This is a genomic window from Pontibacter indicus, assembly GCF_900156345.1.
Classification (GTDB): domain Bacteria; phylum Bacteroidota; class Bacteroidia; order Cytophagales; family Hymenobacteraceae; genus Pontibacter; species Pontibacter indicus.
Genome location: NZ_FTPP01000003.1, coordinates 382429 through 397476, shown reverse-complemented (window position 1 = coordinate 397476; position 15048 = coordinate 382429). Strand labels below are relative to the sequence as shown.

The window sequence follows — 15048 nt, the reverse complement described above, 5'->3', positions numbered from 1 at the left end:
AGATTCGATTTCAGGTATTATTTGCTCAGAGCCGGTTCTCTTTCCTGCTTGCGCATCAGCTCTTCTTCCTCTTCCTTATCTGCCATCAGGGCAACGTTAGCCTCTGCGGACGAGAAGTAGGAGTAGATGGCCGGAATGATGTATAGCGTAAGGCCTGTGGCCAGAATTAGACCACCTACCACGGCTATACCCATTGAAACACGGCTTTCGGAACCGGTGCCGAGCGCCAGCGCGATTGGCAGCGTACCCAGAATCGTCGACAAGCTCGTCATCAGGATCGGGCGGAAACGTGACACGGCGGCTTCTCTAGCTGCTTCGAGTTTATTCAGTCCCTGTTCTTTCTTCTGGTTGGCAAACTCCACCAGCAGGATACCGTTTTTAGTCACCAGACCTACCAGCATGATCATACCGATTTGGCTGAAAATGTTGAGCGTTTGGTCATAGAACCATAAGCTGAGCAGGGCACCGGCAAGGGCCAGCGGCACTGTGAACATGATGATGATCGGGTCGCGGAAGCTCTCAAACTGTGCTGCCAAAGCCAGGTAGATCAAACCGAGCGCCAGCAGGAAGGCGAACATCAAACTGCCCGAGCTCTCCTGGAAGTCTCTGGACTGACCGGTCAGTGTGGTCTGGAAGGTTTCATCCAGCACATCTTTCGCAATAACGTCCATGGCCTGTATACCATCGCCTATGGTATAGCCCTTGTTGAGCGTGGCACTGAAGGTGGCGGCGGCAAAACGGTTGAAGCGGTAAATCTGAGGCGAAGAACTCTCTTCCTTCAGCTCAACCAGATTGTCCAGCTGTATCAGCTCGCCGGCATTGTTTTTTACATAGAGGGTGCGCAGGTCGAGGGGTTGGCTGCGGTTCTCGCGCGCCACCTGACCCAGGATCTGGTACTGCTTACCGCCGCGCACAAAGTAGCCGAAGCGCTGACCGCTTAGGCCGAGCTGCATGGTCTGGGCCACGTCCCGCACACTCACACCCATTGAGAGGGCTTTCTCACGGTCGATCTCTACACGCAGTTCCGGCTTGTTGAACTTGAGGTTAACATCCACGAAGTTGAAGGCCGGGTCCTGACGGGCTGCCTCCAGGAAAGGTGGAATGATCTCGCGCAGTTTCGCCATGCTTTGGGCCTGCACGACATACTGCACCGGCTGACCGGCACCACGGCCACCACCCAAGCCCTTGTCGCCTGCGGCAAAGGCGCGGGCACCCGGTACCTGGTTGAGCAGGGCAGGGAGCTGTTCCACAATTTGCTGCTGGGTCAGGTCCCGCTCAGACGGGTCTACCAGGCGCAGGCGAATGAAGCCCGAGTTGGAGTTACGCGTCATGGTCGTCATGCTGCTGATGCCCTGCACCGAGTCGTTTACGAGCGCCGACAGTTCGTTCATGTAGCGGTCCATAAATTCGAAAGAGGCACCTTCCGGGCCAGTCGTCTGAATACGGAGGCCACTTCGGTCTTCTTCCGGGGTCAGTTCAGACTGCAGGGTAGAAAACTGCCACCAGATAACGCCCGCAGATAATACGATCAGGATGAAAGACACCCAGCGGTAAGCCAGGAAGCTGTTGAGGCTATCTCTGTATATGTTGGTGAGGGAGGTGAAAAACGGCTCTGTTTTGCGGTAGAACCAGTTCGGCCGCTCACGTTGCTTCAGCATCCGCGACGACATCATCGGTGTGAGCGTGAGCGAGACAAAGGATGAGATGATCACAGAGCCCGCCACCACAATGCCAAATTCCCGGAAGAGTCGACCGGTCGTATCTTCGAGGAAGGCAACCGGCATGAACACAGCCGCCAGGGCAACGGTGGTGGAAATAATGGCGAAGTAGATCTCTGTAGCGCCTTTCTTGGCGGCCTTCATCGGTTCCTGCCCCTCCTCAATCCGGGCGTAGATGTTCTCGAGCATCACGATGGCGTCATCCACTACCAGACCAATGGCCAGTACGATGCCCAGTAGCGTCAGCACGTTAATGGAGAAGTCCATCACGTACATGATGAAGAAAGTACCCACCAGCGAGACAGGTATAGCCACGATTGGAATGAGCGTAGAGCGCCAGTCGCGCAGGAACAGGAAGATAACCACCACTACCAGGCCGAAGGCCACGAAGATAGTCTCCTGCACTTCGGCGATAGAGTCCCTTACATATTGCGAGTTATCGAAGCCGATGGTCAGTTCCAGGTCCTCAGGTATGTCTTTTTTGATGAATTCCAGACGTTTGTAGAATTCATCGGCAATTTCGATCTGGTTGGTGCCCGGCTGCGGGATGATTACGACACCGATCATCGGAATGCCGTTGTAGCGCAGTACCGTCTTTTCGTTTTCGGGGGCCAGCTGGGCGTAGCCAATGTCACGGAAACGAATCAGGCGGTTGGCATCTTCTCTTACAATCAGGTTGTTGAATTCATCGGGGGTGGAGATACGGCCCATGGTTCTCACCGAAAGCTCTGTGGTGGCGCCTTCGATGCTACCTGATGGCAGCTCGACGTTCTGGCGGGCCAGCGCATCGCGCACCTCCAATGGGGTCACGCGCAAAGCCGAAAGCTTGTCCGGGTCCATCCAGAGGCGCATGGAATAGCGCTTATCACCCCAGATGTTGATGGCACTTACGCCCGGAATCGTCTGCAGCTGCTCTTTGAACACGTTCTGCCCGATGTCGGAAAGGTCGAGCAGGGAGCGGGTTTCGCTACGTATACCCAGGAAAATGATCGGGTTGGCGTCCGCATCGGCTTTAGATACGGTTGGGGGCTCGGCATCTTCCGGCAGGCGGCGCTGCGCTCTGGCCACACGGTCGCGCACGTCGTTGGCGGCTGCTTCCAGGTCCACGTCAAGGCCAAACTCCACCGTGATGTTGCTGCTACCCTCACTGCTCGAAGACATAAGCGTGCGTATACCTGCAATACCGTTGATCGATTCCTCGAGCGGCTCTGTGATCTCCGATTCGATGGTCTCGGCATTGGCACCCGCGTAGCTCGTCGAAACGTTCACGATCGGCGGGTCCACGCTTGGGTACTCGCGCACGCCTAGGTACGTGATGCCGATAAACCCGAACACCATGATCGTGATACTCATCACAATGGCGAGCACCGGGCGCTTGATACTTATATTTGATAAACTTGCCATAAATAGCTCATGCTAAACAGTTTCCGGAGGAAACCAAATTGTTTATACTCCTTCCCAACAAATGTGGCGCAGCCTGTGGCTTTACTGCGCCTCTCCCGAGTTTGTCACCCTTCTGATATTCAGGTCTGAGCCAGGGCGGGCCTGCAGTATACCTGAACTGATGATCGTGTCACCCGGTTCCACGCCTTCGATAATCTGGATCATGGTTTCAGAACGCTGACCGATCTTCACCATCTTAGGCTGGGCCTTGCCACCCTTCGCCAGGAAGATTTTGTGGCCGGTTGCCTCCGGTATGATGGATTCGGTCGGGATCAGGATGGCTTCATCCATATCCTCCAGACTCAGCTCCACCCGAACGAATGCGCCTGGCTTAATCTCCTGGTTCTTATTGTCATATAACGCGCGCAGCTGCAGGGTGCGTGTAGCCGGGTCTATGTTTGGCTGCACGGCATAGATAGAGGCTTCGTATTTTTCTGCGCTTCCTTCGGAAGTAAAGGTGATCTTGTCGCCTACCTTCACAGACTGGCTGTAGCGGCCAGGTATAGAGAAGTCAATCTTCACGGGGCTGATGTCCACGATGCGGGCTACAGGGGTGGTCGGTGTTACGTAGCTGCCTTCGCTTACCTGGCGCAGACCGATCACGCCGTCAAACGGTGCGCGCACGTAGGCTTTGTCCAAAGTGGCTCGCAACGCCTGGATGTCGGCGGTGGCGGTGGCGAGTTGGTTGCTCACCTGGTCGTACTCCTGGCGGCTGATGTATTCTTTCTCCAGCAGGGTGCGCTGGCGCTCTTCCATGTCGCGGTACAGCTTCTGGTTCGACTGCAGCTTGGCCAGTTGGGCACGCAGGTCGGCGTCGTTTACCGTCATCAGGAGCTGCCCTTTCTTCACCTGGCTGCCCTCCTTGAAGTTGATCGCTGTCACGCGGCCGGATATTTCGCTGCGAAGCTCCACATCTTCGTTTGGTATAACGGAGCCTGTGGATGTGATCTTATTCTGGAAAGCGGTGGGAGAGACGACGAACACGTCCACGGCTACTTTCTGAGCCATTGGTCCGCCCGTAGGCCTGGCAGCTTTTGCTTCCTCGTTTCCGGTAAATGCTTTGCTGTATAACAGGTAACCCACAACGGCGGCGACTACCAGGAGAAGGATGGTTTTGACGGTTTTGTTCATTTAAATTTAAACTTCGAATTTGGTAATCTTAACCTCAAAGGTATAGAATTCCGGTTTGTATTTAACGTATAGACAACAGCAAAAAACAACTAAATTTACATGCTTGCCTCTGTATAAGAAAGCACGCGGCAGGCGAACTCTACCAACTGACACTATTGTAAGACAAACGGCAGCTACAGAGGTTTAAAAACAGATTAAAGAAATTTAATAAAGGTATGAGCGAGGACAAGAAAAACTTTTTCGAGGATGTATATGAGGTGGTTAAACTCATACCGGAGGGGAGAGTGACCTCCTACGGCGCTATTGCCAGCTACTTGGGCTCCAAAGGATCGGCCCGCATGGTGGGCTGGGCTTTGATCGCCTCGCAGCCCTTCGCCGCCATACCTGCGCACCGCGTCGTGAACAGAATAGGCATGCTCACAGGCAAGCAGCACTTCGAAGACTCCGGGGCCATGCAAGAGCGACTGGAGCAGGAGGGCGTGAAAGTGGAAAACGACCAGGTGGTGGAGTTTAAAAAGCTGTTCTGGGACCCGGCAAAGGAGCTGTTGTAAGGTATAGGAGTTTAAGGGTTAGAGAGTTTAGGAGTCGACTGATACTCTATCGGTTCATTTTAGCGCTCGGGGGTGCAATAGAGAGTCTCTCGTATACCTGAATGGCCTTTTGTAAACGCGGGCGGTTGTAGCGTTGCACCATGATCGGGTAGATGTTCAGGAGGACGTTCAACGAAATCAGCCACCACTATTGTGCTATACCTTCCTGATAAGCTACCCAGATGGTGAAGACCATGACAATGAAAAAAATGACCAGGTGCCCGAAGTCATCCTGGCGGGTGTTGTACTCCAGCTGCTTTAACGCCGGAAGATCCTTTTTAACCGGGTTGGCCGCTTTATGCAGCTTCTCCCAGCCAGTCCAGAGGAGTAGTTTCCGGAAAGCGTGGACGCCGAACCACCTGTATACCTTACCGCCTGCTTCCCATCTCTTGCTATTAAAATAATTCGCATTGAAGGCGGGTTTAAACGTCTGCATGAGCGATGAAACTGCCATCATGAGCATGAAATTCAACACCCAGGCAAAAGAGAAGGAGGTAAAGCCCTGCAGGTAGGCCAGCAAAGCAATGGTGGCCAGTGCAAAAAGGGAGACGAAAAGAGCGCCTACGTATTTGAGCAAGGGAGTGGCTGCAGGTATAGTGAGTTACTAATATACAGTATTCATGCCCAAACAACCTATTCCTAAACGGAAAAAGGCACCACCTTGCCGGCAGCGCCTTTCACCACTCTAACAAATCACTGTTGGTGGAGCTCCGATACTCGCTACCAACAGTGGCTTTTAAGAAATCACAGAAAAAATGTCTATGCAGCACCAAAGGGGCTCTGTCTTCCCCGATAGTGATACAAGTATAGGCACTCTGAAATTCACAAATTCAACTTTTAGACAAGCGACCGGTTTGCGGACCCTTACAGCAGGTATGGCACCCTCGCAGGCTGTACGCGGCACGATGGCTGCACTTCGGGTGGCAGGTATAGCCGCTTGTCTAAAAGCACCTGTTGGCGAGGGACTTGATGCGCAGAAAACGTAACTTTGCAGGATGGAAGTAAAACTGAACGCGGCACGTGAGCTGGAGGCGAGGAGCTGGAGTCTGCCGGATGTGCGTAACATTACCCAGAACAGGCTGCTGCTGCACCTGCTCTTCTGGGCAGTGTACGTGTGCTTTTTCGGCCTGCTCTACGGCAGCTACATCGACGATTACTACAACGCCTTCATGATCGAGCTCATCGAGCTGCCCTTCAAGATGCTGCTTGTATACTTTAACATGTACTTCCTGATGCCGCAATACCTGCTGCAGCAGCGCTACCTGGAGTTTGCTGTCTACCTGCTCCTCATGATGGGGGCCATCGGCATCCTGATGCAGTTTGTGCTCATGCCGCTGCTCATCCACCCGCTCATTTGCCCCACCACCTGCACCAACGACAACCTGACGCTCTACCGCTTCGTGCGCAACATCGTCAACCTGGGCTACCTGGTGTCGATGTCGGCGGCCATTTACCTGCTCAAGAACTGGTACCGCGATCAGCAGGCCACGCAGTCGCTGGCGAAGGACAAACTGGAGGCGGAACTCAAGTTCCTGAAAGGCCAGATTCACCCGCACTTCCTCTTTAACACGCTCAACAGCCTGTACTCGCTCACGCTGCGCAAATCGGAGAACGCGCCGGAGGTGGTGCTCAAACTGTCGGGCCTGATGGACTACATGCTCTATGATGCGGCAGCCGCCAAAGTGCCATTGGAGAAGGAGCTCAACTATATCCAGAACTACATTGCCCTGGAGCGCATCCGCTACGGCGACCGCGTGGACATTGCCTATACTGAGTCGGGAGGTATAGCCGGCAAGCAGATTGCGCCCATGATGCTGCTGCCTTTTGTGGAGAATGCCTTTAAGCACGGCGTGAGCACCGAAACCAAAAACGCCTGGATTCGGGTAGATGTAAAGGTGCAGGGCCATATGCTGGTGGTGCTGGTCGAGAACTGCAAATGCCTCGAGAAAGCAAGCGACAGCAACCGCGACTTTGCCTCGGGCATCGGGCTGAAAAATGTGCGCCGACGACTCGAGCTGCTCTATGAAAACAGGTATAGCCTGGAGGTGGAAGACGATCCCGAAAGCTATGCCGTGCGATTAGAGCTTCACCTGGGGCAGGAGTAAGGAAGTTTGGGAGCTTGAGAGTTGAGGAGTTAGAAAGTTACAAAGGAAGAGAATTCAGGAGTTGTTGTAGCGACGGTACACTGTAACGTCGTGGTGCCACGCAGCAGGCCCGTTACCGTAGGGTAGGGACAGGTCGCGACCTGTCCGAATCGTGCACGAAATTTCCGTTGCTTTGCGGGGTTTTCCGCTGCAATGATGCTCATCGCTCTACATTGCTCTTCGGGATTTGCAATCCTGAAGCACTATACTATAAGGATTTGCAATCCGACTTCTGTTTTTCCCGTCCGGTCAGCAAACTGGCGATTTTAAAACTGATGACAAATCCTGGCAGTAGTAAACTTTCTGATTGCAAAACCGAAAGAGCGGAGGACTGTATATTTGAAAGAGCAGCCAAAAGGCTATACCTGTGTCCTGATTGTAATTTGGGAGCAGCAGGGGTAGCGTAACCTATACCTTAAGCATCTGTCAAATATTACCACATACTTATTTCGTATACCTTGTGCCATACCTGAATAAAACATGAAACTACGCTGCCTGATAGTAGACGACGAGCCCCTGGCGCTGGATGTGCTGGAGACTTTTGTGGAACGACTCGATAACCTGGAATTGGTATGCCGCTGCAACAATGCCGTGGAGGCCTATAACTGTCTGCAGACCGAGCACATCGACCTGATGTTCCTCGATATCCAGATGCCCAAGCTCACAGGTATAGATTTCCTTAAGTCGCTGCCTAACCCGCCCCGGGTTATCTTCACGACCGCCTACCGCGACTACGCCCTCGACAGCTACGAGCTCAATGCCGTGGACTACCTGCTCAAGCCCATCGCCTTCGACCGCTTTCTGAAAGCCGTGGCCAAGGTGACGCCCGCGGAACCCAAAGGTATAGCAAGCCCGGCAACGGTGGCTGCAGCCCAGTCAGAGCCGGATTACAAGGATGCCTTCATTTACCTGAAAGCCGACAAGAAAATGGTGAAGGTGATGCTGGCCGATATCCTTTACATCGAGAGTCTGAAAGACTACATCCGGGTGAAGACCGACACGAAAGAGATCATCTCATACCAGAAGATCTCTTTCCTGGAAGAAAAGCTGCCAACCGATAAATTCCTGCGCATCCACCGCTCGTTCATCATCTCCCTAGATAAAGTACAGGCCTTCTCCGCCACTGCCGTAGACGTTGGCAAAACCGAAATCCCGATCGGCCGCCTCTACAAAAACGAAGTGCTGCAGGTGCTCGGGCAGAACAACCTGTTGGAATCGTAGATGCTATGAATGACTAATGATTAGTGAAGAATGATTAATGTGAGAAGGGTAATAAATAAAGAAGTGTATTACTGCTTGGTATAATAAACTTGAGTAGCGGGTTTATGGTATAAGTCTCCGAGGTGTAACTGCCTTCTCTCCGGACTATTCATTACTCATTATTCACTAATCATTAGTCATCACTCATTAATCATTCGACTTGAACTCCATCTCTAAAAAGAAGCAGTTTTACTCAATTGCGGCTTGTCTGCGGAAATACCTGCACGAGTACGACCGCGAAACGAAGCTGCCGGTGCGCTACGAGGACCTGGTGCACTATACCGATGCCTTTCCGTACTACGACAAAAAAGGGCACGACACGCTTTGGGAGACGATTATGTTCGACCAGCAGTCGCAGGTGGAGCTTAACGGCGGCCTGACACAGATCTATGCCCTGCTCAAGACCGACGGCGATATGTCGGTGATGGAGCACCTCTACGTGTCGCGGATCGATTACTGCACCTTTGGCAACTCTAATCCTTTCCGGGTGCAGATCATGAACCAGCTCAACGACAACTACGACTACTTTTATGTGAAGCGGGCCGATGCCTCGCGCATCTACGGGCTGGAGCTGGAGTATATTTTGTCACCCAACCGCATCAACTACCTCGTGGACGGCGATACGCTCATTGAAGAGCACATAGCAGGTATACCAGGCGACCTCTTCATCAAGGAATACCTTAACCGACCGGCTTCGAACAAGGTGCGCATTGCCAAGGAGTTTGTGAAGTTTAACGAGCGCTGCTTCGTGCGCCTGCTCGGCGATATGCGCTCCTATAACTATGTGGTGGACATCACGCCCGACTTTGAGGACGAACAGTACCGCGTGCGGCCCATCGACTTCGACCAGCAATCTTACGAGGGGCGCAAGAGCATGTACCTGCCACAGTTTTTCAAAGACAATAACGTGATTGTGGACCTGGTGCTCAATCTGCTGAAACCCGACGTGGTGCGCCAATACCAGAACGAGGAGCGCACGCTTATATTCAGACGCCTGCGCACGGCCCGCTACCGTCTCCGAGACCTGATCGACTGCATGCGCAAAGATACCATCTCCTCACCCGAAAAAATAGCGCAGCTGAAGCAGGAACTAGCCCAGCACCACAATTCCGACGAATTTCTCAAATGCCGCGGCATGGGCGACCTCGTACGCCTCAACCTCAAGACCGTGATGAAAAAGGCGAAGATCAGGTAGGTCTTTTTCGTATCACGACACACGTATCAAGTAGCACGATGCCTTCAGTGAGTATTTGAAAAAGGAATTTTTGACATAGGATGAAAATCGCAAGAGTCCTTTATCAAATAGTCTTTTGTCAATTTCTATACCTAGTCCTACAGCCGCTCCAGGTTCGTGCGGGTGCGCTCGCTGTCGGTCAGGTTGCCGGTGTTGACGGTTGAGGCCGGCTCAAACAACAGTATTTCCGCCTCTTCGTGCGCCACAGGCCGATGCTCTACACCACGCGGCACGATCAGAAACTCGCCGGGCTGCAGGGTGATCGTTTTGTCTCGGAACTCCATCACAAAACTGCCATTTACGACCAGAAACAACTCGTCTTCGTGCTCGTGGTGGTGCCAGTCGAAGGCACCCTTAAATTTGGCGAGCTTTACCTGCTGCCCGTTCAACTCACCCGCTATCCGCGGATTCCAGTGATCCGGTATCAGGGCAAACTTCTCGGCCAGGTTTACTTTCTCTATTTTTTGTGCCATGCCTATACCTGTTTTGTGGAGATGATGAATATCATTTAAATTTATTTGGACTGATTCTAAATAGGCCTTACCTTTGTGACGTTAGATTATAAATACAAGCGCCACCACTATGATTGCAGCGATCGTAAAGCCCGGAGAGAAGATAGCAGCTACTACTGAGTTAGTCGAGATTTACGCAAACGAGGCTGGCGCCGTTTATCAGTGCGATCGTAAAAACCGCCTGATGTTGTTCTTCAACGGAACACTGAACGTGCTAAAGGTAGACACTTTTCTGCGTTTGAGAAAAGTGGTGGCAAGCATCGACCTGCAGCAGATGGCCGCTAACCCAAGCCGCTCCTCTGATTACGAAATTGTATCGGTATGCGGCTGCGACCGCTGCTTTATCTTGTCGCTGACAGAGCTACACGCCCTGCGCGACCTGCTGGCCGGCGCCAAGTTCACCCTCGAGCTGAACCGCCTGTTGCACGAGTGCCTCACACCGCTCGAAACCTAGCCCCGCAACACCAGCCATACCTGCCAGCACAACCTCTCAGTTGTGCTTTTTTTATTTAGACTTCTTCCATATTTCGCCTCCCGCATCCGTTTTCAAAACATTATACTTACCTTAATGGTAAGAATAAAAGACGCATGCCCTGTCTGGCGCATGCCTTCAATTAGAAACGAAAAACACCCCATACCTATGAAGGATTTACTAAGGCTAAGAACTTCGCTTACCGAAGAGATAGAGAGAGTGCTCAACGAACAGATCAAAATGGAAGGGGAGGCCTCGGCCATGTACCTGGCCATGTCTGCCTGGTGCGACCGCAATGGCTTCGACTTCAGCGCTGGTTATTTCAAAAAGCAGTCCGACGAGGAGCGCGAACACATGCTGCGTTTGTTCAAGTACGTGTCCGATATGGGCGGCCGCGCCGTGTCGCCGGACATCACGGGCGTTCAGATCGAGTTCGAGTCTTTCAGAAGCGTGTTTGAGCAAGCATTGCAGCAGGAGATTGCTGTAACGCAGTCGTTCAACCGCATGGCCGACAAGTGCATGAAGACAAAAGACTTTGTGACATTCACGTTCCTGCAGTGGTTCCTGAAAGAGCAGATCGAAGAAGAATATGTAGCCCGCCGTGCGCTCGAGCTATTCGACGTGATAGGCGAGGAGGGAACTGGCCAGTACGAGATCGACAAGCGTGTACCAAAGATCACGTACGAGGATACTTACGAAGGTTAAGCTATACCTGTAGTCAAATAAAAAAAGCCTTTGGATTCGCTCCAAAGGCTTTTTTTTATGATGCTATACCTTAGCGCTCAGCATAAGGGGTATGTTTCAGTAGCTATACCTGTTTAAGGTGTCTTTTGTCTTTCGTCAAAAAGTCTCTTGTCCCGGATCGGCTATACCTGCAACAACGTCTTTTGTTCTTTGTCAAAAACTCCTTTGTCAATGACTTTCCAAAGACATCGTGCTACTTGATACGTGTGTAGCGATACGAAAAAAGTGATACGAAAAAGATCTACTCTTCTGATTTCAGGATGTGCTCTTTAAAGGTCTGGATGGCCTGCTCTTCGGTGGTATGGTGCAACCACACGTTGTCCGGCTGAAAACTCATGACCGGGGCAAAGTCACAGCGGTCGGTGCACTCAGTCTTCACGACTTCCACCTGACCTTTCAGGCCCATGTCTTTGATCATGTTGCGAAGCGTCTTGCCGATGTCCTTACCGCCTTTTTTCTTGCATTTGCTACCCGTGCAGACGTAAATCACTTTGTCCGGTACGTTGAATCCTTTGCTCATGTATTCGTTTGAATGGCTACCCTTTAAAGGGGAAAAGCTGTGAATTAGTTCATGTACGTGCGGCCGTACACCATCGGTTTAGTTTTGCTGGCAGGCCGTAAGCCAGTCGCGTGCCTCGTCTATGTCCTGAAAGATGCGCATCTCAAAGCGTCCCCGTACCCGGTTCAGCATATCGGCTGATGAGGCGGCGGCAAATGCCTCTGCGTTCGCGACGTGGGCATAGTACTTTAGTTCGGCCTCTGCTGCCATGGGTATCCATACCTGCTCAATCCACTCCACTGACTCATCCCAGCGCCCCACCAGGTGGCGGTTGTCATTCAGTCCGCAGGAGGCCTTATACTGCTTAATGGCTTCCAATACGGCCAGGCTGCCCTGCTTCACGTTTTCAGGAGACACATAGCCGATCCAGTCGTTGTAGACCCAGTGGTGGTGCTCATCGAAATGGATGGTGAGGTAGGTTTTGCCGGTAGAAGATGTAAGCTCCCGTATTTTCATGTGGAGGAGGTTCATTTTTCAAGTATAGCCAGTTGCAATATAGTCAATACAAGTTAGGCAGCAGCTTTCATACAGCCTGAAAAGCAGAAATTTACCCCTTTGGTCGCTATTTTCTTAAAGTAACGTGCCATACCTGATGTAAGGAACTAAGAGAAAAGGAATGATGCCGCGCGAAGCGGTATAAAAATTAGGCTTTCTGTGGTAACAGTTGTAAGTTAAACCTTCGGATTGACGGATTGTCTAATTTCCACATCTAACCCATCTTAACCTTAAAAGAAACATGCACATCAAGACTCTGAGAACCTCGAAGCGATTGGCTGCTTCGATGCTGAGCCTGTTGTTGCTGGCGGGCTCCCCGGCCCCTGTCGTATTTGCGCAGGGCGGCAAGCAGGCCACCACCGGCTACCAGCGACCACCCGAGGCCATCGCCTCCATCATCGACGCACCTTCCACACCCGGTGTCAGCATCAACTCCAAAGGCGACTGGATGCTGCTGCTCGAGCGGGCAGGTTACCCCAGTATCGAAGAGCTGGCGCAACCCGAAAGCCGTCTGGCTGGTTTGCGCATCAACCCTGCCACCAATGGCCAGAGCCGTGCCACGTTCATCAACAACATCAAGCTGAAGCAGGTGAACGGCGGGCAGGAGTTTGAGCTGGCAGGTATACCGCAAAATGCGCAGATCTCTTACGTAACCTGGTCGCCGGACGAAAAGCAGATCGCTTTCACCATCACCAAAGCCAACGGCATTGAGCTGTGGGTGGCAGGTATAGCCGACCGTCAGGCACGCAAGCTGACCGAGGCCACACTCAACGATGCGTATAGCGGCCGACCGTTCTCGTGGATGCCGGACAGCAAGTCAATGCTGGTGAAGTTCGTGGACGAGAAGCGCGGCGAAATGCCGAAAGCCAGCCTGGTGCCGACCGGCCCGAACATTCAGGAGAACATCGGCAAGGCCAACCCTTCGCGCACCTACCAGGACCTGCTCAAGAATAAGAACGATGAGCAACTGTTCGACTACTACATGCAAACCCAACTGAAACTGGTGAGCCTCGACGGCAAGCAGCAGCCAGTTGGTCAGGCCGGCATCATCAAGAGCGCCGACGTGTCGCCGGACGGGCAGTTCCTGTTGGTGGAAACCATTCAGAAGCCATACTCATACCTGGTGCCGCACTATTACTTCCCATACAACGTGGAGGTGTGGGGCCGCGACGGCAAGGTGGTAAAGCAAATGGCCCAACTGCCACTGGCCGAAGACATTCCGATCGGCTTCGATAACGTGGCCAAAGGTCCGCGCGGCTACAACTGGCGCCCCGACAAGCCTGCTACCCTTTACTGGGCAGAGGCGCAGGACGGCGGTGACGCAACCAAAGAAGTGGCCGAGCGTGACGTGGTGTTTATGCTCGATGCGCCTTTCTCTGGAAAACCTGCCAAACTGGCCGGCACCAAATACCGATACCGTGGCGTGCAGTGGGGCAACAACGACCTGGCGCTGGTAAACGAGCGCCTCTGGAAGACCCGTACCGAACGCGTGTTGCGCATCGATCCATCGAAGCCTGCACAGGCCGGCACGGTGCTGATCGAGCGCTCTTACGAAGACGGCTACAGCGACCCGGGCAGCCCGGTGTATACCAAAAACCAGTATGGCCGCAGTGTACTGTTGACCGACAAGAAAGGCGACAACATTTACATGATCAGTGAAGGCGGCTCGCCGGAAGGCAACCGTCCGTTCCTGAGCGAGTTCAACCTCAAGTCGAAGAAGGCCAAAATCCTTTTCCGTTCCGAGGCCCCTTATTACGAGCGTCCGGTGGATATCATCGACCTGAACAGCAAGCGTATTATCACGCGCCGCGAGTCTGAGCAGGAAGTGCCCAACTACTTCGTGCGCGACCTGAACAAGAAGCGCATGACGCAGGTGACCAAATTCCCGCACCCATACCCACAACTGCAGGGCGTGCAGAAAGAGATGCTGCAGTACGAGCGCAACGACGGTGTGAAACTGACAGCTGTGCTATACCTACCGAAGGACTATAAGAAAGAAAATGGTCCGCTGCCGATGCTGATGTGGGCCTACCCGCGAGAATTTAAGAACGCTGCAGCAGCCGGTCAGGTAAAGAGCTCGCCTTACGAGTTCACCCGCATCAGTTCCGGTTCGCCGCTGTTCTGGGTAACGCAGGGCTACGCCGTGCTCGACCGCACCGACTTCCCGATAGTGGGAGAGGGCGAAGCGCAGCCAAATGACACTTACGTAGAGCAACTGGTTGCCAACGCCAAAGCCGCCATCGACAAGACCGTGAGCATGGGCGTGGCCGATCCGAAGCGCATCGCCGTGGGTGGACACTCTTATGGTGCCTTCATGACCGGTAACCTGTTGGCGCATTCCGATCTGTTTGCTGCAGGTATAGCCCGAAGCGGTGCTTATAACCGTACGCTCACACCATTTGGCTTCCAGCAGGAGGAGCGCACCTACTGGCAGGCGCCGGAGGTATACAACCGTATGTCGCCGTTCTCCGCTGCCCATAAAGTGAAGACTCCGATCCTGCTCATCCACGGAGAGGCTGATAACAACTCCGGTACCTTTCCGGTGCAGAGCGAGCGCTTCTACAACGCCCTGAAAGGCCACGGCGCCACCACGCGACTAGTGTTCCTGCCGCACGAAAGCCATGGCTACGCTGCCCGTGAGTCGATCCTGCACATGCTGTGGGAAATGGACACCTGGCTGAACACCTACGTGAAGAACCGTCAGGTGCAGTAAGGTATAGCCATACCTTGATCAATAAACAAAAAG

Annotated in this window: 13 protein-coding genes and 1 pseudogene; 8 read left to right on the top strand and 6 right to left on the bottom strand. The window is 53.1% G+C overall.

Going from position 1 to position 15048, the window contains the following annotated elements; genetic code table 11:
• Window positions 1-17 precede the first annotated feature (17 nt).
• Both B0B12_RS16470 and B0B12_RS16465 read right to left on the bottom strand, forming a co-directional pair.
• Complete coding sequence (locus tag B0B12_RS16470; protein ID WP_076671090.1) at window positions 18-3122, bottom strand: efflux RND transporter permease subunit; 3105 nt, start codon at window positions 3120-3122, stop codon at window positions 18-20.
• A gap of 81 nt (window positions 3123-3203) precedes the next feature.
• Entirely contained in the window at window positions 3204-4292 is a 1089-nt protein-coding gene (locus tag B0B12_RS16465; RefSeq protein WP_076671088.1) for an efflux RND transporter periplasmic adaptor subunit, read from the bottom strand.
• Between the two features lie 215 nt (window positions 4293-4507).
• Between B0B12_RS16465 and B0B12_RS16460 the strand changes: the two genes are divergently transcribed.
• Window positions 4508-4843: an MGMT family protein gene (locus tag B0B12_RS16460; protein WP_076671087.1), complete on the top strand. Its 336-nt coding sequence runs from the start codon at window positions 4508-4510 to the stop codon at window positions 4841-4843.
• A gap of 46 nt (window positions 4844-4889) precedes the next feature.
• Here B0B12_RS16460 and B0B12_RS16455 read toward each other — a convergent pair.
• Window positions 4890-5318, bottom strand: a pseudogene (locus tag B0B12_RS16455) (glycosyl-4,4'-diaponeurosporenoate acyltransferase CrtO family protein).
• A gap of 418 nt (window positions 5319-5736) precedes the next feature.
• Here B0B12_RS16455 and B0B12_RS20700 point away from each other — a divergent pair.
• The 4 genes from B0B12_RS20700 to B0B12_RS16440 all read left to right on the top strand — a co-directional run bounded on the left by B0B12_RS20700 (window position 5737) and on the right by B0B12_RS16440 (window position 9481).
• The gene (locus B0B12_RS20700) at window positions 5737-5868 is read left to right on the top strand and encodes a hypothetical protein (RefSeq protein WP_280173755.1); all 132 of its coding nucleotides are present in this window, start codon (window positions 5737-5739) and stop codon (window positions 5866-5868) included.
• A gap of 9 nt (window positions 5869-5877) precedes the next feature.
• On the top strand, window positions 5878-6987 hold the full coding sequence (locus B0B12_RS16450) for a sensor histidine kinase (RefSeq protein ID WP_076671085.1): 1110 nt from the start codon (window positions 5878-5880) through the stop codon (window positions 6985-6987).
• A gap of 519 nt (window positions 6988-7506) precedes the next feature.
• Window positions 7507-8247, top strand: coding sequence for a LytR/AlgR family response regulator transcription factor (locus B0B12_RS16445; protein WP_076671084.1), 741 nt, complete (start codon window positions 7507-7509; stop codon window positions 8245-8247).
• 199 nt (window positions 8248-8446) lie between these two features.
• Window positions 8447-9481 (top strand): hypothetical protein, encoded by a 1035-nt coding sequence (locus tag B0B12_RS16440; protein ID WP_076671083.1) that lies wholly within the window; start codon window positions 8447-8449, stop codon window positions 9479-9481.
• Window positions 9482-9618: 137 nt separating this feature from the next.
• On the opposite strand, the gene B0B12_RS16435 is transcribed toward B0B12_RS16440, so the two are convergent.
• The gene (locus B0B12_RS16435) at window positions 9619-9993 is read right to left on the bottom strand and encodes a cupin domain-containing protein (protein ID WP_083704259.1); all 375 of its coding nucleotides are present in this window, start codon (window positions 9991-9993) and stop codon (window positions 9619-9621) included.
• Between the two features lie 109 nt (window positions 9994-10102).
• On the opposite strand from B0B12_RS16435, the gene B0B12_RS16430 reads away from it, so the two are divergent.
• Together B0B12_RS16430 and B0B12_RS16425 are read left to right on the top strand one after the other, a co-directional pair.
• Window positions 10103-10486 carry a hypothetical protein gene (locus B0B12_RS16430; RefSeq protein WP_076671082.1) on the top strand — a complete coding sequence of 128 codons (384 nt, stop codon included), beginning with the start codon at window positions 10103-10105 and terminating at the stop codon, window positions 10484-10486.
• A 186-nt stretch (window positions 10487-10672) separates the two neighbouring features.
• A complete protein-coding gene (locus B0B12_RS16425; RefSeq protein WP_076671080.1) occupies window positions 10673-11209 on the top strand; it encodes a ferritin in 537 nt (178 codons plus the stop codon).
• Window positions 11210-11489: 280 nt separating this feature from the next.
• On the opposite strand, the gene B0B12_RS16420 is transcribed toward B0B12_RS16425, so the two are convergent.
• Entirely contained in the window at window positions 11490-11768 is a 279-nt protein-coding gene (locus B0B12_RS16420) for a (2Fe-2S) ferredoxin domain-containing protein (protein ID WP_076671078.1), read from the bottom strand.
• A gap of 78 nt (window positions 11769-11846) precedes the next feature.
• Window positions 11847-12263 carry a hypothetical protein gene (locus B0B12_RS16415; RefSeq protein ID WP_139337826.1) on the bottom strand — a complete coding sequence of 139 codons (417 nt, stop codon included), beginning with the start codon at window positions 12261-12263 and terminating at the stop codon, window positions 11847-11849.
• A gap of 280 nt (window positions 12264-12543) precedes the next feature.
• Between B0B12_RS16415 and B0B12_RS16410 the strand changes: the two genes are divergently transcribed.
• Window positions 12544-15015 (top strand): S9 family peptidase, encoded by a 2472-nt coding sequence (locus B0B12_RS16410; RefSeq protein WP_076671074.1) that lies wholly within the window; start codon window positions 12544-12546, stop codon window positions 15013-15015.
• Window positions 15016-15048: the final 33 nt, after the last annotated feature.